Source organism: Paenarthrobacter sp. NPDC092416 (assembly GCF_044755025.1).
In the GTDB taxonomy this organism is placed as follows: domain Bacteria; phylum Actinomycetota; class Actinomycetes; order Actinomycetales; family Micrococcaceae; genus Arthrobacter.
In genome coordinates, this window is record NZ_JBIVQG010000001.1 from 16,696 (window position 1) to 33,847 (window position 17,152).

Here is a 17,152-nt window from a genome sequence, read left to right on the forward strand (position 1 = left end):
ATCAGCCCTTGTTGCCGTTGCCGTTGCCGTTCCCACTGTTGCTTGACGGAGCAGTGGAGGGAGCCGTGGACGGCGTGGTGGTGGACGGCGTGGAACGCTGCGTGGGAGTCGGCGTGCCCAACAGGTTGGACGGCGGAGCCTGGAACGGATTGGTTCCATATGCCGGTGCCACGGACAACATGTAGTTGGTGAACTGCGGACCGGCGATCATGTAACCGTCAATCGAGTCGTAGAACTTGCCGTTAATGGTCAGGTTTCGGCCCGGGCGGGACTGGTTGTCCAGCGGATCTCCGAACCAGGAAGCGGTTGCCAGGCCGGTGGTGTAACCGACTACCCATGTGGAACCGTTGGTGTCGTTGGTACCGGTCTTTGCAGCAACGGGGAAGTTGGCCTTGGTTGAGAGGCTGGGGCGGATCAGTGAACCCGAACCTGCGTTGAGGACTTCCTGCATCGCGTACGCCACGCCCCGCGCAACCTCAGGCTTCACTGCGTCACGGCAGGTGGAGGACTGGGCCGGCAGCTCAGCGCCGGACGGATCCTTGACCGACGTAATGGCGATCGGCTCGCAGTACTTGCCGTCAGCGGCGAACGTTGCAAAGGCTGCTGCCATGGTCAGCGGTGCTGTCTGCGTGGAACCAATCAGGTTGGCCAGCGTGGTCATGGGAACCTTGGGATTCGGATCGGTGACCTTGTTATTGTCATCCCGGATCGGAAGGCCGCCGTGGATGCCGGTGGCGTCGACGATCTTCTGGATTCCGCAGAGGTCAACCTGGGAAGCCGAAGCAAACGTCGCGGTGTTGATGGAGTTCATAAGACCGTACAGCACGGTCATGTTCCTGTAGTGAACGCTGTCTGAATTCTGAAGATCGAACGTGCCGTTCGTGGCGTCATACCAGCCAACCGTCGGGGTTTCGCAGGTGTTCTTCCACGGGAAGTTCTGGCCATACCGCCGGACAGAGGCATTGATCGTCGTGTTCATCGACTTGCCCTCGTTCAGCCATTCAGCGAACGTGAAGGGCTTCATCGTGGAACCGGGCTGGAATCCGCCGATGCCGTTGAGGTCATTGCCCTTGGCATCCAGAACATCGACGTTGAAGTTCTGCGTCTGATCGAACTTCCCCTCTTGAGGGAGCCACACGGTGTTCTGGGCCATGCTCACGATCTGCCCGGTGCCCGGCTGGACGGAGGTGATCGAAGCACCCCACTTGTCGGGGTTGGCGCCTGCGGTTCCATCGACCTGTTGCTGGGCAACCGCCTGGGCGGTGGGATCCAGGGTGGTCTGGATGGTCAGGCCGCCGCGCATGACGCGCTTGACGCGTTCCTCTTCGGTGTCACCGTAGGCGGGGTTGTTGAAGAGCAAGTGCAGCACGTAGTCGCAGAAGTACGGAGCCATGGTGGCGTAGGCACAGCCTTGACGGGCTGGAGTGACCTTGGTGGTGACCGGCGTAGCAATGGCTTCGTCGTACTCGGCCTGCGTGATTTTGTTCTGGTTGACCATGGCGGCAAGCACCAGGTCACGGCGCTTTTGCGCGTTTTCCGGGTTCGCGATCGGATCGAAGGCCGACGGGCTGTTCACCAAGCCGGCAAGAAGTGCGGCCTGCGGGAGCGTCAAATCCTTGGCAGAGGTGCTGAAGAAGAACTTCGACGCAGCCTCAATGCCGTAGGCGTCACGGTTGAAGAAGACGATGTTGAGGTAGCCCTCGAGGATCTGCTCCTTGGAGAATTTCTTCTCCAGGGCGATCGCAAGTTTCATTTCGCGGAGCTTGTCGCCAACGCCCTTGTTGTAACCGTTGAGCTTGACGTCGTCTTCCTTGCCGGATGCCACCAGTGACTCATTGATGACGTTGTTGACGTACTGCTGGGTAATGGTGGATGCGCCCTGCTTGTTACCGCGGGCGGTGCTTACCAGGGCTCGCATGATGCCTGTGGTGTCGATGCCGCCGTGCTCATAGAAGCGGCTGTCTTCAATGGCGACAACTGCGTCCTTGATGAACGGGCTCATCTGGTCCAGCGGCACTTTGGTGCGGTTCTCGGCGTAGATGGACGCGATGGGCGTCCCGTCCTTGGCCAGAATCGTGGTGTTCTGGCTGGGCGGGTCCACCTGGAGTTCCGCCGGCAGAGTGTCAAAGAACTGAATTGAACCACTGGCGGCACTGCCTGAGACGGCCGCGGCAGGGACCAGCAGGCCCGCCACCAGGACGCCACAGATCGCACTCACGCCAAGGAAACCTAGTATCTTTCCGAGGGTGGTGGCAGTGTCGAATATGGGGTTCTTGCGAGTCACCATGTTTTCCACTTTACCGGCAAGGGCTAGGCTTTCTGTCATGACCAAATGGGAGTACGCCACGATTCCGCTCATTATCCATGCCACCAAGCAGATCCTGGACCAGTGGGGCGAGGACGGCTGGGAGCTCGTCCAAGTCGTCGGTGGACCCGATGGAAAAGGCCTTGTTGCATACCTGAAAAGGGAGAAGCAGTAACTATGACAACCCCCGCAGAAACCACGTCTCCCGCGGAATCCGGCGCCCCGACGTCGGCTGTTGAACAGCGTCTGGCGGAGCTCGGACTGACCCTCCCCGAGGTCGCCGCTCCCGTGGCCGCCTACGTGCCCGCAGTAGTGTCCGGCAGCTACGTTTACACCTCCGGACAGCTGCCCTTTATTAACGGCAAACTTGAAGCTACGGGCAAGGTATCCCTCGGCGAGTTGGGCACCTCCGACGAACCGACCGTTGATCCCGAGGACGCCAAGCGCTACGCCGCAGTATGCGCCATCAACGCCCTCGCCGCAGTCAAGAGCGTCATCGGCGACCTCGACCGCATCACGCGCATCGTCAAGGTGGTCGGTTTCGTATCGTCCGATCCCACCTTCACTGGCCAGCCCGGCGTTATTAACGGTGCCTCCGAGCTCCTCGGCCAGGTATTCGGTGACGCAGGCAAGCACGCACGCTCCGCCGTCGGCGTTTCCGTCCTGCCACTCGACTCGCCTGTCGAGGTCGAGCTCATTGCTGAATTCAGCTAAGGAACCGGTTCAACCAACGTGCCGCAGCTAGCCCGCCGCCTGTTCGTCCTCCCTCCGGAACTCGAAGGGGCAGCACGAAACTGGCTTGAGCTTGGCGAACGGACCCCCAGGGCCGCGCGCTACGCATCATCAGTAGTACTTTTGCGCGATTCGCCCACCGGTTTGGAGACCTGGCTTGGCTACAGGCCAGGCTCCTCGCCGCTGGGCGTCCTCGCGTACCCCGGCGGGTCCCTCGAAGCCACCGACGACGACCCCGTCGGTTGGTTGGGCCCCTCACCTCAGCAGTGGGCTGAGCACATGGGTACGGACGACGTCGGACTCGCCCGCCGTCACGTGGTTGGCGCCATCCGCGAACTCTTCGAAGAAACCGGAGTCCTGCTCGCGGGACCGGACGCTTCGTCGACCGTTGAATCGAACTCCACCGTCGACTGGATGCGCGCTCGCGAAGCCGTGGCAGCGCAGGAGAAGTCCTTCACGGAGATGCTCTCCAAACGAGGACTGTCGCTGCGCACGGACCTGCTCAAGCCCTTGGTGAACTGGCTCAGCCCGGACTTCGCCCACACTCGTTTCAATACGCGCTACTTTGCCGCCACGGTGCCCGTCAACCAGCAGCCCTCCATCCTGGGCAGCAAGGGAGTCTGGGGCCGTTGGGTGTGCGCCGCCCAAGCCATCGAGCTCCGCGACACCACGGCCCTCGGCGACGAAGTCGCCCAGGAAAATACCGTCGGGCTCACGCTTGGCCAACTCCTTGTCCCTGGCTCGGAAATCATGCTGGAGAAGATGGCCCACGCCAACGGTTGCATCGCCTACCTCAGCTACAAGCGCAAGGCGCACGTTTACCAGCCAAGGCTTGTGAACGAGGCCGGTGAACTCATGCTCGAGGTCGAGGCTGCCAGAACCGTAGCCGGCGAGCCGCAGCGCGAACGCTGATCGTCTCTCACATCCCGTCGGGTTTTTCTGGATCGTCTCTCACATCCCGCCGGGGGACTGCGGCAGCTCTACGCCGTTCGCCGCGCGGAGGTAGACCTGAGCGAGGTGCCTCAGGTGCGGCACCAAAGCCGCCGGCGACTCGACGGTGAAATCCATGCCGAGCATCCCAATGTACGCGGCGATGGTTTCGAGGCTGTCGGCACCGGTGACCAGTACGGATTCGGTATCGGAGATCGACTCGACGACGCCCACCGTATGGTTGATTCGCGCGAGGACGGCTTCCGCTGGAGCGGCGACGCGAAGGCGCGCATGGACTTTCCAGCCGCTGGCCGCGATGGATCGCATGGCGAATGCCGTGTAGTCGCCGCCGGGCAGCGGGGACGGGGTGAACCGGCGCCACGTACGCATCTGCGGCTCAATCCAATCGGCGCGGAAGACGTCCCATTCAGAGGTGGTCGGATCACGCCCCACCAAGTACCAGCGCCGCTGCCAACTCAGCAGGCGATAAGGTTCCACAAGCTTTGACGTACCGCGGTCATCGAAACGGAACCATTCGACGTCGCGGATCGCTGCGGCGATTGCGGCGAGGACTGAGTGGTTGACTTCAGGGTCGGGCGCATCCGTTCCGTTGTTCTCGGGCGCACGGTCCACAGTCGAGAGCGCCGTCACGGTTGGCCGCAGCCGCGAAGGGAGCACCTGTTCCAGCTTGGCGAGGGCACGGGCGCTCGACTCGGCAATGCCGGCGATGCCTGTTGCGGTACGCAGACCGATAGCGACGGCGACGGCTTCCTCATCGTCGAGAAGGAGAGGTGGGAGCTTGCCGCCGGCACCGAGTCGATAGCCTCCAGCAGTCCCCCGCGTCGCATCGACGGGGTAGCCGAGCTCCCGTAACCGGTCGATGTCGTTGCGCACGGTGCGTGTAGTTACGCCGAGACGGGCCGCGAGTTCAGGACCCTTCCAATCGGCCCGGGACTGCAGCAGAGAAAGGAGCGCCAACAGGCGTTCAGCAGTAGAGGACATTGCTTGAGATTCCTCGTTCCATGCGGAAGAAACCGTTCCTATATCCACCGTATCGTCTTAAACATGGTGAACATCACAGACACGAACCTCCATATCCGCGACTTCCGACTCGACGTTCCCCAGGCCGAACTCGACGACCTGATGGAGCGGCTGGCCAGGACACGTTTGCCTCAAGCAGCTCCAGTGGACGACTGGGACGCCGGGACACCGAACGCATACCTTCGCGATGCATTGGACGTGTGGACCAATGGCTTCGACTGGCGCGTCCAAGAAGCGCGCATCAACGCTGTCCCGCACTTCACCACTGAGATCGATGGGCAGCGTTTTCACTTCATCCACGTGCGCTCACCGCATCCTGGCGCTACGCCGCTGCTTCTGGCCCACACCTACCCAGGATCTTCCGTTGATTACCTCGACATGATCGACGAACTCATCGATCCCGTATCGCACGGCGGGCGGGCAGAGGACGCCTTCGACGTGGTGATCCCGGATGCTCCCGGCTACGGGTTCTCCGCCCCGGTCGCCGACGCCGGCTGGAATACTGCCCGCGTGGCGCGCGCCTATGACGTTCTCATGCGCGGGCTCGGATACTCCCACTACGGAATCCACGGTTCCGACAACGGCGCTATGGTGGCACGAGAACTCGGACTTCTCAACCCCGACGGATTCCTTGGCCTCCACGTGCTGCAGCTTTTCTCGTTCCCGTCCGGTGACCCGGGTGAGTTCGAGAGGCTCGAACCACAAGATTATGCGGGCCTTGCGCATATGGAATGGTTCCAGTCCGTCGGGGGATACAACTCCATGAACGCGAGTCGGCCACAGACGGTGGCGGTGGGATTGAGCGACTCACCTGTGGGACTTCTGGCTTACAGCGAGCTGTTCAATTCGTTCGGCAACGGCACCTCGCTCGTGCCGCTCGAGAAGATCCTTACTGAAGTGACCGTGAACTGGTTCGCGAATGCGGCAGCAGGAATGAGCCGAAGCTATCTCGATAACGCGCGCTCCCAGGCCGAGACGCGCGTGAACGCCGCACCCACCGGCGTCGCCGTTTTCAAGGATGACTTCCAGACGATCCGTGTTTTCGCAGAACGCGACAATGCAAACATCGTGCACTGGAGTCGATTTGAGGAGGGCGGACATTTCGCAGCTTTGGAAGTCCCGGCGCTGGTAGCTGGTGACATTCGGGCATTCTTCGCGAAACTGCCCACCCGGCGGTAACCGACGACAACGCTGTAACCAGCGACAACGCGGTAACCTGCGACAACGCTGTAACCAGCGACAAAAAGCCGCCCCGGTTCACACCGGGACGGCTTTTTGTGGAAAGACTTTAGCGCGAACGCTGGCGAAGCCGCTGCATGTCGAGGATGACGACGGCGCGGGCTTCCAGACGCAGCCAACCGCGCTGTACGAACTCGGCCAGTGCCTTGTTGACAGTTTCGCGGGAAGCTCCAACCAGCTGGGCAAGTTCTTCCTGCGTCAGTTCGTGAGCTACCAGGACGCCGTCGGTGGCCGGGCGGCCGAAGCGGTCGGCCAGATCCAGAAGGGCCTTGGCTACGCGACCGGGGACGTCCGAGAAGACGAGGTCGGACAGGGAGTCGTTCGTGCGGCGCAGGCGGCGGGCAAGGGCCTGCAGCAACTGGGCAGAAACCTCGGGACGCGTGCGGAGCAGGGCGTTGAGGCTCTCGTTTTTCAGGCCTGCCAGGCGGGTCTCCGAGACGGCGGTGGCCGTCGCGGTGCGCGGGCTGGGGTCGAACAGTGCCATTTCGCCGAAGAGCTCGCCCGGGCCAAGGATGGCCAGCAGGGACTCGCGGCCGTCAGGGGAAGTGCGGCCAAGCTTGACCTTGCCGGAAACGATGAAGTACAGCTGGTCACCCTGGTCGCCTTCGCGGAACACTGAGGCTCCACGTGAAAGGTCCACCTCGGTGAGTTCGTCCGTCAGCAGGCGGAATGCGTCGTCGTCAAGGGTGGCGAAGAGGGGTGCGCGGCGCAATACCTCGATGTCCATGAATTCTCCTGAATATAAGTTTCGGTCGTGGCGCTCCAGCCATTGTTTCAGAATTTTTGAGCTTCTGTGACGTACTTGGCACGTGAAACGCTGAAACGACGCGGGTTTGTCCCGCTCTGAGGCCTGTTGACGGGCCCGCAGGACATCTCCGATGCCACCGTATCGTGACCGGACTAACGGTTTCTTGTCAGGGGGCCCATCTAGAATTGGCGCAACCCGGCTGTGAGGAGCATTGGTGTTTGGCTTGACGATTTTGGATCTGGCATTGATCTTGATGCTGCTGTCCTACCTTATCTATGGCCTGCGCAACGGCTTCCTCGTGACGCTGGGAGGCATCGCTGGTTTCGCAGTCGGTGCCATTGCTGCCTTCATGGCAGTGCCGCTGGTGAGCGGCTGGGTGGCCGACAGCGGTTGGAGGCTGACCGCCACGGTGGGCTCCGCCGTCGTACTCATTGCTTTGGGCCACGGGCTTGGCACCATGATCGGGCGGAAAGTGCGCCACGCAGTGCGGATCAAGCCGCTGCACGCGGTGGACCGTGTGGTGGGTGGCGTGGTCAGCGTGGTGGTTGCGGCGCTGGTCATGTCCATGTTGGCGTTCAGCATCAGTTCGCTGGGTGTGCCGTTTGTTTCGCAGCAGCTCGCGCAGTCGCGGGTTATCCGGTACATCGATTCGTTGACGCCCACCCCGGTCAAAACCACCATGGCGCAGCTGCGTTCCACGGTCATCGGGGACGGCATCCCGAAGCTCATCGAAGGAATCGGCCCGTCTACTCCAGTGACGATTCCGAACGAATCCACCGACACACCCGCGCTGAACCAGGCGGCACGTTCCGTGTTGAAGATCGCAGGCACTGCTTTCGAATGCGGCCAGAACCAGACAGGCTCAGGGTTTGTTGTGTCACCCGGGCGCGTCGTGACGAACGCGCATGTTGTGGCGGGCGTGTCGCAGCCCGTCGTGGAGATTCCCGACGGCGGTGCGCTGCCGGGTCAGGTGGTTTACTTCGACCCCCAGCGGGACATCGCGGTGCTGGCCGTGGACGGACTTCCCTCCAATCCGTTGCCCCTGAGCTCGGATCTCGCTTCCGGAAGTTCGGCTGCGTTCGCCGGTTACCCGCACGGCGGTCCGTTCCAGTCGAAGCCTGCCACCGTCCAGGGGATTTCCACCATCCTGGTGCCGGATATCTACGGCAACAACCCCTCGCCCGAGCAGGTTTACAAGCTTGCCGGGGACGTTCAGCCCGGGAATTCAGGCGGACCGTTGCTCACCATGCAGGGCCAAGTGGCAGGCCTGATCTTCGCCAAGACCACCACCGATGCCGCACTCGGTTTCGCCCTCACCATGGACGACCTTGAGCCCGTGGCTGCCCAGGCTCCTGGTCTCAGCAACCCGGTCTCGCCCGGGCAGTGCACCCGTAAGTAACCGATCCACTCTCACATCGTGAGTGTTTTCGACCGACCCGCTCTCACGTTTTGGGCGTGATTCCCGGACACCCTCTTGCAGCTATAGATTGGGAGCCATGACTGAAGCCACCCCCGCCACCGAAGCCGGTCGCGGCACCATCCTTGTGATCAATGGACCCAACCTCAACCTTCTGGGCACACGCGAACCGGAGAAGTACGGAACTTCCACGCTGGCCGACGTCGAGCAACTGGCCATGACCGCGGCTGCCGCCCATGGATTCACCGTTGACTGTGTCCAGTCGAACCACGAGGGCGACCTTCTGGACGCCATCCACGCAGCCCGCGGCACCGCCGTCGGAATTGTCATCAATGCCGGAGCCTTCACTCATACTTCCGTCGCCCTGCGGGACGCCTTGGCGGCCGTGCAGCTTCCCGCCGTCGAGGTCCACATCACCAACGTTCACCAGCGCGAAGAGTTCCGTCACCACTCCTACCTATCAGGAGTGTGTACGGCGATCATCGTTGGCGCCGGTGTGTTGGGCTACAAACTGGCCATCGACTACTTGGCGGAAGCAGTCTAAAGGTCGGGATGTGAGAGAAGGTTCCCGGGAACGGGTCGGGATGTGAGAGGCGGTTCCCGGGAACGGGTCGGGATGTGAGAGGCGGTTCCCGGGAACGGGTCGGGATGTGAGAGACGGTCAGAGAGCCGTGCACCGCAGCAGGATCGCGTGCTCGGGGTTCAGCAGCGGCATGGTCAGCCCTACCTCGCCCAGGAACCTTCCGGAAGCCACCGCGCCCTCTGACAGCCACGCCGCCGGCTGGGCCTCAGTGAATGTGTGCCCGTAGTCGGCGTCCGCTGGGGAGGGGAAGATTGCCTCGACCCGGTAGGAGCGGGCAGGATCGAGTCCCGGAATCGCCACCCGGCCGGTTTGCTCGGCGAAACCTGTCCGGGTCTTGACCAGCGCGAAAAGTGCCGCGGTTGCACCGGCCGGAACGTCGCCGTCGTGCTCGCCAAAGCCAGCAACAACGCCGTGCAGCATCAATGACTCGTCCGGGACGTCGGCGCGCACCGCTCGTCCACTGTGGATCAGCGCCCGGTGTTCCTTGTACAGACCGATGAACCGTTGGAGTTCCTCGCGTTCGGCCCCCGTGACCGAGCGGACATCCCACTCCATGCCGAAGTGCCCGAACAACGCCGTGATGGCGCGGAACGAGAGGTCGTGCGTGCGGGCTGTGGTGTGGGACGTTGTGGGGCCGATGTGTCCGCCCACGAGTTCCGGCGGGACCACCATGCCGGTCCACCGTTGGATGGTCTGACGCTCCAGGGCATCGTTGCAGTCCGAAGCCCAGATCCGCTGTGTCCGCTCGAGGATGCCAAGGTCAACGCGGGCGCCCCCGGAAGAGCAACTCTCGATCTCGACGCCGGGATGGGCCGCGCCGAGGGCCTCAAAGAGCCGGTAGGCGGCCAGTGTCTGTGCGTGGACCGAGGCCCGGCCGGCATGTCCGTGCTCCAGGAGGTCCCGGTTCTGGTCCCACTTGAGGTAGCTGATCTTGTTCTCGCGCAGCAGGGCATCGATACGGTCGTAGACGTACTGCCAGGCCTCAGGGTTCGCGAGGTCAATGACGTGCTGATGCCGCCATTCGAGGGGGAGCCGGCCGCCGTCCTTGAACGATGTCACAGATGGACCCACGATCCATTCGGGATGCGCACGGGCGATGTCGGAATCGAGGTTGATCATTTCGGGCTCCACCCAGAGACCGAACTCCATGCCATGCGAGGTCACGGCGTCGATCAACGGTGTGAGGCCCTCGGGCCACACGGTCTCGTCCACATACCAGTCGCCCAGTCCGGCGTGATCGTTGCGGCGCCCGCGGAACCATCCGTCGTCGAGCACGAAGCGTTCCACGCCGAGGTCCGCTGCGGACTCCGCGAGCTCGATCAGGGTGTCCAGGTTATGGTCGAAGTAGACCGCTTCCCAGGTGTTGAGGACCACTGGACGCGGCGTGTTCACATGGTGCGGCCGGGAGCGGAACCAGCTGTAGAGCGCCTCGCTGATGCCGTCCAGCCCGTGGTCCGAGTAGGCCGCGAACAGCGCGGGCGTCGTGTAGCTTTCACCCGGCTGCAGCACCGCTTCGGCGGGACCGAGCAACTCAGAGCCGCCCACCATGGTGCGCCCGGCCGCCACGTTGTCCGCGAATTGTTCGTGGTTGCCGCTCCAGGCCAAATGTGTCGCCCACACCTTGCCGTGGCGGTTGCCGAATCCGGCTGTCCCGGCCGCGAGCAGGAGCGAGGAGTCATGCCCGGTGCGTCCGTGGCGACCAGTCCGCACCCAGGTTCCCTGCTGGATGGCGCGGCGCTGCGGGTGGCGTTCGCGGCACCAGCGGCCCGTCAGATCCAGGAGTTCGACGGCCTCGGGCGAGACCGGAAGCATGGTGGCCAGCTCATCCACCTGGAACGGTGATGTGCCGTGGTTGGCGACTGTATTGCGCAGTTCCAAAAGGCCGCCGGGGTGCAAGGTGAGGTTGGTCGTCACGGTAATACCGGCGTCGGGATCCGCTTGGACGACGACGGCGGTGTTGCCGTCCGCTGTTGCGCTCACCGCCCGCAGGCGAACCGAAAAATCGAAGCCGGCGATGCCGTCAATGATGCGGTGTCCGCGCAGCCCGGGACGGCCTTGCCATGAGGAGGAGGCCTGGGGGATGAGCCCGGCCGGGACAGTGCCGTCAATCGAGGAGGGGGCGATGGGCTCGTTCAGGATGGCCAAGTCCGGCAGGGCATCACCCAGGTCGGCTCCCCAGTGGGAAATTTCGGCCTCTCCTCGATGGGTGCTGATCACCAGGCTGGTGCCGGCGGAACGGAGATGAAGCGGTTGCATGGGGTGAGTCGCTTTCGGGAAGGTGGTTCGTGGAAAAGTGGTGGTCCGGGCGCCGCCACCGAGGAGCAAACGGCGCCCGGACCTGTCAGTGGTCCCCTATTATGGGGCGTTCAGGCCTACTTCGCGAAGAGGGCGTTGACCTGTTCGTTGGCGGCCGTCAGGGAACTGGCCGGGGCCTTGCCGGCGATTACCGCGTCCATGGCCGGCTTCATGATTCCCGAAACCTTGGCGGCGTTGTCCGTGATCGGGAGCATGAAGGTGGTCTTGTCCTTCACGTGCTGGGTGAAGGCGCTGACGTCTACGTTCTTGGCCTTGAAGGCGTCTGCGGCCTTCTCGGAGGACGTGGTGATAGCCGGGAACACGACGGCCTTGGAGGCGACGACATCCTGGCAGGCCGCGGAGCCGAGGTATTCGACCCACTTGATGGCGGCGTCCTTCTTCTTGGTGCCTGCCCAAACGGAATCAGCCAGGCCGTTGAACATGGAGGCGCGCTTGCCGTCGGGGCCCTGAGGGGTGGGCGCGATGCCGACGTCGATGCCCTTGTAGCCGGTGTACTGGCCGATCATCCAGGAACCATTGCTGTTGATGGCGGCCTTGCCTGCGCCGAAGCTGTCGGCAGCGTTGGCGCCCACGGTGGTTTCAAGCTTGGGCATGTAGCCCTTCGCGGCGAGCGATGCCCACCAGTCGATGGTGGCCTGGAGTTTCGTGTCGTCGTAGTTGAAGTGGGTGCCCCAAGGGTTCTTGTCCGTGGTGGTCCAGCCAGTGGTGGCAGACAGGTAGCTCCACTGCGTCTGGCCGGCGTTCTCGGCATCGGAGCCCGGCAGGCCCAATCCGTAGACGGCAACGTTGTTCTTGTCGAAGCCTGCCTCATCGCCACGTTTGCCGTTTTTGTCCACGGTGAGTCGGGCGATTGCCTTCTCGTACGTTCCGCCGTCCTGCGGGTTCCAGGTCAGTGAGCCCATCTGTTCAGGGGTGATGCCGGCGTCGGTGGCCATCTTCTGGTTGTAGAACAGGGCGATGGTGTCCCAGTCCTTGGGCAAGCCGTAGCGCTTGCCGTCCTGGCCTACCCACAGGTCAGCGAGGCCTTCGTTGTACTGGGATAGGTCTACCTTGTCCTGCGTGACGGCGTCGTCAAGGGCCACCAGCTGCTTGGTCTTGAGGAAGTCCGGGTACTTGGACAGGTGGTCGGTAAAGACGTCCGGTGCGGTGCCGGAGGCCATGCCATTGGTGATTTTGGACCAGTAGTCATCCCAACCGGTCTGGGTGATCTTGACGGTGATATCCGGGTTGGCCTTGGTGAAGTCCGTGGCGCATTGCTGGTAGGCAGGGAGCTGGTTGGCGTCCCAGAGCCAGTAGCTGATCTCGCCCTTGGCAGTGTCTCCTCCGGAGCTTCCGCCCGAGCAGGCGGACAGGGCGAGAGCAGCCACTGCTGCTACGGCGACGGCGCCGAATGCCTTCTTGTTCATCATGGTTGGTCCTTTCAGGACGGGTGTGGTGCGGGTCGGCACATGCCGGTTTCCGCGGGAGGGAGGTGGAGAAAGCTACTTGGTGCCGTTGAAGCCGATGGAGTTGACGATCCGTTTGCCGAAGATGGCGAAGAGGATCAGCACGGGCGTGGCGGACACGAGCGTTGCGGCCATGAGGCCGGACCAGTCCGGTGCGCCCTGCGGGGACTGGGATTTGAAGACCCCCAGGCCCACGGTGAGCACTCGGGATTCTTCGGAGGTGCCCACGAGCAGGGGCCAGAAGTATTCGTTCCACTGGCCCATGAAGGTCAGCAGCGCCAGGGTCGCGATCGGGGCGGCGGCGTTGGGCATGATGATCTGGAAAAAGATCCGCCAGTGCTTGGCGCCGTCGAGCATTGCAGCTTCTTCAACTTCCCTGGACATGTTCAGGAAGAACTGGCGCATGAAGAAGATCGCGAACGGGGTCATGAACAGGTAGGGAAGCACCAGTCCGAGCATGGAATTCAGCAGGCCCAGGTTCTTGATGAGCAGGAAGTTGGGCAGGGCGGTGAAGATCGGCGGGACGAGCATTGTGGCAAGGAACAGGGAGAAGACCGCGTCGCGGCCTTTCCACCGCAGTCGGGAGAAGGCATAGGCGGCCATCGAGCTGAAGAACACGGCACAGGCCGTAGTGATGCCGGAGAAAAGCAGCGAGTTCCACAGGTACTGCCAGAAATTGATCGAGGCGCCCGAGCCGCCTTCCGCGATGGCTTCGGAGGCACTTTGGAGGCCGAAGACCCGCTTGAACGCGCCCAGGTTGAAGTCGGCTGGCAGCAGGTTGGCGGAGTTCGCCGCGAGGGAGCCGTTGGAGGACAGGGCTGTGCGCAGCACCCAGTAGAAGGGCAGGATGCTCACGGCGATGGCCAGGGTGAGGAGGGTCAAGGCGATGGCGCGGCGCCAGTTGAAGGGACGGCTGAATGGACGACGGCGGGCGCCGTTCTTGGGGGAAGCAAGAGTGGTCATGGCGTGTCCTTAGTCCAGGTCCGACTGGTTGCCGCGGAGGAACTTCATCTGGATGAAAGCGACGATGGCGAGGATGAGGAAGAGGATGACGGCCAGTGCGGATCCGTAGCCGAAGTCCTGTTCGTTGAAGGCGCGCTGGTAGATGTAGAACTGCAGCACGCGGGTGGCGTTGACTGGCCCGCCGGCGGTGGTAACGGCAACGGTGTCAAAGACTTGGAACGAACCGATCACGGTTACCACGAGGACCAGTACCAGGACCGGTCGCAGCAGCGGCAGGGTGATCCGCCAGAAGGTGCTCACGGCCCTGGAACCGTCGATGCTGGCGGCCTCGTAGACGCTGTTCGGGATGGCCTGCAGTCCGGCGAAGATCAGGAGCGCTGTGTAGCCCATGTGTCGCCAGGTGTTGATGAGTGCTTGGGTGGGGATGGCCCATTGCTCGCTTCCGAAGAAAGCCACCCGGGGCAGTCCGGTCCACTCGATGATCTGGTTGATGATGCCGATCTGGTAATCAAGCATCCAGAACCACAGCAGGGCCGCGATGACGTTTGCCATCAGGTAGGGCATCAGGAGGGCACCGCGGATGAGGGTGGACTTTGCCACCCGGTGCATCAGGATTGCCAGGCCCAGGGCCAACGCCGTCTGAAGGACAATGTTGATCACCACGTATTCCGAGGTGACGCCCAAGGCGTTCCAGAACAGCGGATCCTTGGCTATGCGTTCGTAGTTCCTGGCGCCAATCCATTCCGGATCGCCCAGGATGCTGTACTCCGTGAAGCTGAGGTAGATGCCCCGGATGGTTGGCACGAGGTAGAAGAGGATCAATCCGACCATCGCCGGAGCGATGAAGAAGAGTGCGACCTTCAGGTCCCCGATGCCGCGGAAACCGTCGGCTGGTTTTCCCCGCTTCCGTGTCTTCCGGGATCCCCTGGTGGCGGAGAGTCCCGGATCGGGCTGTTTGGTGAGCGTGGTCATCGTCGACCCTTTCCTAACTGTGATGCGGATAACAACTGGACCTGAATCTACACGAGTAGATTTGAGCTTGGCAAGAGTTTTCGCTGATTTTTGTTGTTTATTGTTCGAAAGTGTCCAGTTTGTTGACTCGTGTAGATCGTGATGCAAGACTCAATTCATTCCCTAAGGGGTCATCACAACCAGCTGCCGCAGGCGGCTCCAGGAAGGTAAACAATGACGTTTTCGATCGGTGTAGTGGGTGTCGGACAGTTCGGCGGACACTTTGCCCATTTGTTCAAGCTCCACCCCGGCGTCAGTGCGGTCTATGCCGTTGACGAGCTGCCGGAACGCGCAGCCACCGCGAAGGAACGATGGGGCTTGGACGGCGTGTTGGGATCCTTTGAAGAGCTGCTGGAGTCCGACGTCGATGCTGTCGCGATCTTTACGCAACGGTGGACTCACGGACCCCTCGTCGAACGGGCCCTCAGGGCCGGCAAGCACGTCTACTCGGCCGTGCCGATGGCCATCTCCGAAGAGGAAATCGAGCGCATCATCGAGGCAGTCCGCGAGACGAAGCTGGTCTACGCCATGGGTGAGACCAGCTATTACAACCCCGCCACAGTGTTCGCCCGTCAGCAGCACCAAGCTGGCAAATTTGGCCGGATCTTCTACACCGAGGGCGATTACGTCCACGACATGGACCTTGGCTTCTACGAGGCGTACCAGTACAGCGGGGGAGACCGCTGGAAGGAAACGGCGAGCTACCCGCCCATGCTGTACCCGACGCACGCCATCGGCGGTGTCCTCGGCGCAGTGCCCGGTCATGCGGTCAGCGTCAGCTGCATCGGCGTCAAGGACGACCGCGCTGACGGGGTGTTCGACAAAGACATCAGCATGTTCGCCAACGACTTCTCGAACGCGACGGCTTTGTTCGAAATGAACGACGGCGGGGCCATGCGCACCAACGAGATGCGCCGGGTGGGCTACCCCTCCCACATCCGGGAATCACGTTTCCGCTTCTTCGGCACGGAAGCCAGCTTTGAGCAGCTGGCCACCACCACGGTGTGGCAAGACAAATCGACTGTTGAGGACGTCTCGGAACAGGTGGAAACCAAGCCCAGCATGTCCGTCGATGATCCGTCCCTTGCCGATGTTGCCCCGGAATTGCGGGACGCCTTCATCTCCGGGCTGGCCCCTGTGCACGATCAGTCGCGGTTGCCCCAGGAATTCCTCGGTGCGCCGAACGGTCACGAGGGCAGCCACCAATTCCTGGTGGACGACTTTGTCACCGCCGTGAACAACGGCACACTGCCACCGGTCAATGCCTGGGTCGCGGCCCGGTTCACGCTCCCCGGAATCGTTGCCCACGAGTCCGCCCTGCGAGGTGGCGAGCGGCTGTCGATCCGCGATTTCGGCGATGCCCCGGCGGAATAGCTAGCATTTACTCCATGACGACTTCAGCAGTACAAGCCCCGCGCGGCCCGGTGACACGCAAGGACGTGGCCCGGTACGCCGGGGTGAGTACCGCCGTCGTGAGTTATGTGGTTAATGGTGGGCCCAAGAACGTTGCCCCGGCCACGGAAGCCAAGGTGCGCGATGCCATCCGGGTTCTCGGGTATCGGCCCAACGCCGCGGCGCGGGCGCTGAAACTGGGATCCAGCGAAACAATCGGCGTCGTGGTCCCGGACAACACCAATCCGTTCTTCTCCCAGCTCGCGCACGCGGTGGAGGATGCCGCGGCGGAGCTGGGATACGGCATCGTGCTGACCAATTCGGACGGCAACATGGCCAAGGAACGCAAGAACATCCGCAACCTTGCTGCCCGCCAAGTGGACGGCGTTTTCCTGGCAAGCTGTGTGTTCGATCCCGACCTGACCGACCTCGAAGCCTCCGAGATTCCGTCGGTTTTGCTGAACAACGCAGGGTCGCCTCCGGGCTTCAACAGCGTGGGCGTCGACCTGCAAGCCGGTGCGCGGGCGGCAGTGGAGCACTTGATCGGACACGGCCACACGAACATCGGCCTGGCGATTGGCACCAACACCGGAAACCAGCTCGACGGGCGCGAAGTAGGGTGGCTTGCCACCTTGCGGGGGGCCGGTTTGCCCGACGGCCCAATACTGCATGGCGAGTTCACCCGGCCCGGCGGCTACGAGGTAGGCAAACGCTTCCTGTCCATGGCCAACCGGCCCACCGCGATCTTTGCCAGCAACGACATGCAGGCCATCGGCATTCTGAGGGCCCTCCACGAGGCCGGTCTGAACGTTCCCAACGATATGGCGCTGGTGTCGTTTGACGGCTCCATCGATTCCGAATACAGCTGGCCGGCGCTGACCACCATGGCCCAACCGGTGAAGGCAATGGCCGAGGCAGCTGTTCAGGCCTTGGTGGGGGAGCGGCGCGGCGATGAACTGCAGCACCGCATCCTGCCCACAGAGCTGATTGTGCGGCAGTCCTGCGGGTGCAAGTAACCTTCTGCGCCGAG

Annotated in this window: 15 protein-coding genes; 8 read left to right on the plus strand and 7 right to left on the minus strand. The window is 62.7% G+C overall.

The features are described 5' to 3' along the window. Nucleotide 1: 1 nt before the first annotated feature. On the minus strand, nt 2–2,326 hold the full coding sequence (locus tag ACIQC5_RS00080; RefSeq protein ID WP_400277542.1) for a transglycosylase domain-containing protein: 2,325 nt from the start codon (nt 2,324–2,326) through the stop codon (nt 2–4). On the opposite strand from ACIQC5_RS00080, the gene ACIQC5_RS00085 reads away from it, so the two are divergent. From ACIQC5_RS00085 to ACIQC5_RS00095, 3 genes are read left to right on the plus strand one after another with little or no spacing between them, the layout of a single operon-like run. Then, complete coding sequence (locus ACIQC5_RS00085) at nt 2,325–2,480, plus strand: DUF4177 domain-containing protein (protein ID WP_011775990.1); 156 nt, start codon at nt 2,325–2,327, stop codon at nt 2,478–2,480. The genes ACIQC5_RS00080 and ACIQC5_RS00085 overlap by 2 nt on opposite strands. A gap of 2 nt (nt 2,481–2,482) precedes the next feature. After that, nucleotides 2,483–3,019 (plus strand): RidA family protein, encoded by a 537-nt coding sequence (locus ACIQC5_RS00090; RefSeq protein ID WP_400277544.1) that lies wholly within the window; start codon nt 2,483–2,485, stop codon nt 3,017–3,019. Nucleotides 3,020–3,037: 18 nt separating this feature from the next. Continuing rightward, complete coding sequence (locus tag ACIQC5_RS00095; RefSeq protein ID WP_400277545.1) at nt 3,038–3,949, plus strand: NUDIX hydrolase; 912 nt, start codon at nt 3,038–3,040, stop codon at nt 3,947–3,949. A gap of 39 nt (nt 3,950–3,988) precedes the next feature. On the opposite strand, the gene ACIQC5_RS00100 is transcribed toward ACIQC5_RS00095, so the two are convergent. Then, nucleotides 3,989–4,969 carry a helix-turn-helix transcriptional regulator gene (locus ACIQC5_RS00100; protein ID WP_400277546.1) on the minus strand — a complete coding sequence of 327 codons (981 nt, stop codon included), beginning with the start codon at nt 4,967–4,969 and terminating at the stop codon, nt 3,989–3,991. 63 nt (nt 4,970–5,032) lie between these two features. Between ACIQC5_RS00100 and ACIQC5_RS00105 the strand changes: the two genes are divergently transcribed. Beyond that, a complete protein-coding gene (locus ACIQC5_RS00105) occupies nt 5,033–6,187 on the plus strand; it encodes an epoxide hydrolase family protein (RefSeq protein ID WP_400277547.1) in 1,155 nt (384 codons plus the stop codon). A gap of 109 nt (nt 6,188–6,296) precedes the next feature. Here the strand turns inward: ACIQC5_RS00105 and ACIQC5_RS00110 are convergent, their stop codons facing one another. Further along, on the minus strand, nt 6,297–6,974 hold the full coding sequence (locus ACIQC5_RS00110; protein ID WP_011775987.1) for a Crp/Fnr family transcriptional regulator: 678 nt from the start codon (nt 6,972–6,974) through the stop codon (nt 6,297–6,299). Between the two features lie 235 nt (nt 6,975–7,209). On the opposite strand from ACIQC5_RS00110, the gene ACIQC5_RS00115 reads away from it, so the two are divergent. Both ACIQC5_RS00115 and aroQ read left to right on the plus strand, forming a co-directional pair. Beyond that, nucleotides 7,210–8,394 (plus strand): MarP family serine protease, encoded by a 1,185-nt coding sequence (locus ACIQC5_RS00115; RefSeq protein ID WP_400277548.1) that lies wholly within the window; start codon nt 7,210–7,212, stop codon nt 8,392–8,394. Nucleotides 8,395–8,491: 97 nt separating this feature from the next. Beyond that, the gene (gene aroQ / locus ACIQC5_RS00120; RefSeq protein WP_400277550.1) at nt 8,492–8,956 is read left to right on the plus strand and encodes a type II 3-dehydroquinate dehydratase; all 465 of its coding nucleotides are present in this window, start codon (nt 8,492–8,494) and stop codon (nt 8,954–8,956) included. Between the two features lie 117 nt (nt 8,957–9,073). Here the strand turns inward: aroQ and ACIQC5_RS00125 are convergent, their stop codons facing one another. The 4 genes from ACIQC5_RS00125 to ACIQC5_RS00140 all read right to left on the minus strand — a co-directional run bounded on the left by ACIQC5_RS00125 (nt 9,074) and on the right by ACIQC5_RS00140 (nt 14,691). Continuing rightward, on the minus strand, nt 9,074–11,251 hold the full coding sequence (locus ACIQC5_RS00125) for an alpha-galactosidase (protein WP_400277551.1): 2,178 nt from the start codon (nt 11,249–11,251) through the stop codon (nt 9,074–9,076). Nucleotides 11,252–11,367: 116 nt separating this feature from the next. Continuing rightward, complete coding sequence (locus tag ACIQC5_RS00130) at nt 11,368–12,720, minus strand: ABC transporter substrate-binding protein (protein ID WP_400277552.1); 1,353 nt, start codon at nt 12,718–12,720, stop codon at nt 11,368–11,370. Between the two features lie 72 nt (nt 12,721–12,792). Beyond that, on the minus strand, nt 12,793–13,719 hold the full coding sequence (locus ACIQC5_RS00135) for a carbohydrate ABC transporter permease (protein ID WP_400277553.1): 927 nt from the start codon (nt 13,717–13,719) through the stop codon (nt 12,793–12,795). 9 nt (nt 13,720–13,728) lie between these two features. Then, nucleotides 13,729–14,691, minus strand: a complete 963-nt coding sequence (locus ACIQC5_RS00140) for a carbohydrate ABC transporter permease (protein WP_400277554.1) — start codon at nt 14,689–14,691, stop codon at nt 13,729–13,731. A gap of 213 nt (nt 14,692–14,904) precedes the next feature. Here ACIQC5_RS00140 and ACIQC5_RS00145 point away from each other — a divergent pair, with 213 nt between their 5' ends. Next, the gene (locus ACIQC5_RS00145) at nt 14,905–16,104 is read left to right on the plus strand and encodes a Gfo/Idh/MocA family protein (RefSeq protein WP_400277555.1); all 1,200 of its coding nucleotides are present in this window, start codon (nt 14,905–14,907) and stop codon (nt 16,102–16,104) included. A gap of 14 nt (nt 16,105–16,118) precedes the next feature. Next, nucleotides 16,119–17,138 carry a LacI family DNA-binding transcriptional regulator gene (locus tag ACIQC5_RS00150; protein ID WP_400277556.1) on the plus strand — a complete coding sequence of 340 codons (1,020 nt, stop codon included), beginning with the start codon at nt 16,119–16,121 and terminating at the stop codon, nt 17,136–17,138. Nucleotides 17,139–17,152: the final 14 nt, after the last annotated feature.

Bases quoted from the DNA above. Each gene is read 5' to 3' on its own strand.
- ACIQC5_RS00085 (WP_011775990.1), top strand. From the start codon at position 2,325: ATGACCAAATGGGAGTACGCCACGATTCCGCTCATTATCCATGCCACC.
- ACIQC5_RS00080 (WP_400277542.1), bottom strand. From the start codon at position 2,326: ATGACAGAAAGCCTAGCCCTTGCCGGTAAAGTGGAAAACATGGTGACT.
- ACIQC5_RS00090 (WP_400277544.1), top strand. From the start codon at position 2,483: ATGACAACCCCCGCAGAAACCACGTCTCCCGCGGAATCCGGCGCCCCG.
- ACIQC5_RS00100 (WP_400277546.1), bottom strand. From the start codon at position 4,969: ATGTCCTCTACTGCTGAACGCCTGTTGGCGCTCCTTTCTCTGCTGCAG.
- ACIQC5_RS00105 (WP_400277547.1), top strand. From the start codon at position 5,033: ATGGTGAACATCACAGACACGAACCTCCATATCCGCGACTTCCGACTC.
- ACIQC5_RS00110 (WP_011775987.1), bottom strand. From the start codon at position 6,974: ATGGACATCGAGGTATTGCGCCGCGCACCCCTCTTCGCCACCCTTGAC.
- aroQ (WP_400277550.1), top strand. From the start codon at position 8,492: ATGACTGAAGCCACCCCCGCCACCGAAGCCGGTCGCGGCACCATCCTT.
- ACIQC5_RS00125 (WP_400277551.1), bottom strand. From the start codon at position 11,251: ATGCAACCGCTTCATCTCCGTTCCGCCGGCACCAGCCTGGTGATCAGC.
- ACIQC5_RS00130 (WP_400277552.1), bottom strand. From the start codon at position 12,720: ATGATGAACAAGAAGGCATTCGGCGCCGTCGCCGTAGCAGCAGTGGCT.
- ACIQC5_RS00135 (WP_400277553.1), bottom strand. From the start codon at position 13,719: ATGACCACTCTTGCTTCCCCCAAGAACGGCGCCCGCCGTCGTCCATTC.
- ACIQC5_RS00140 (WP_400277554.1), bottom strand. From the start codon at position 14,691: ATGACCACGCTCACCAAACAGCCCGATCCGGGACTCTCCGCCACCAGG.
- ACIQC5_RS00145 (WP_400277555.1), top strand. From the start codon at position 14,905: ATGACGTTTTCGATCGGTGTAGTGGGTGTCGGACAGTTCGGCGGACAC.
- ACIQC5_RS00150 (WP_400277556.1), top strand. From the start codon at position 16,119: ATGACGACTTCAGCAGTACAAGCCCCGCGCGGCCCGGTGACACGCAAG.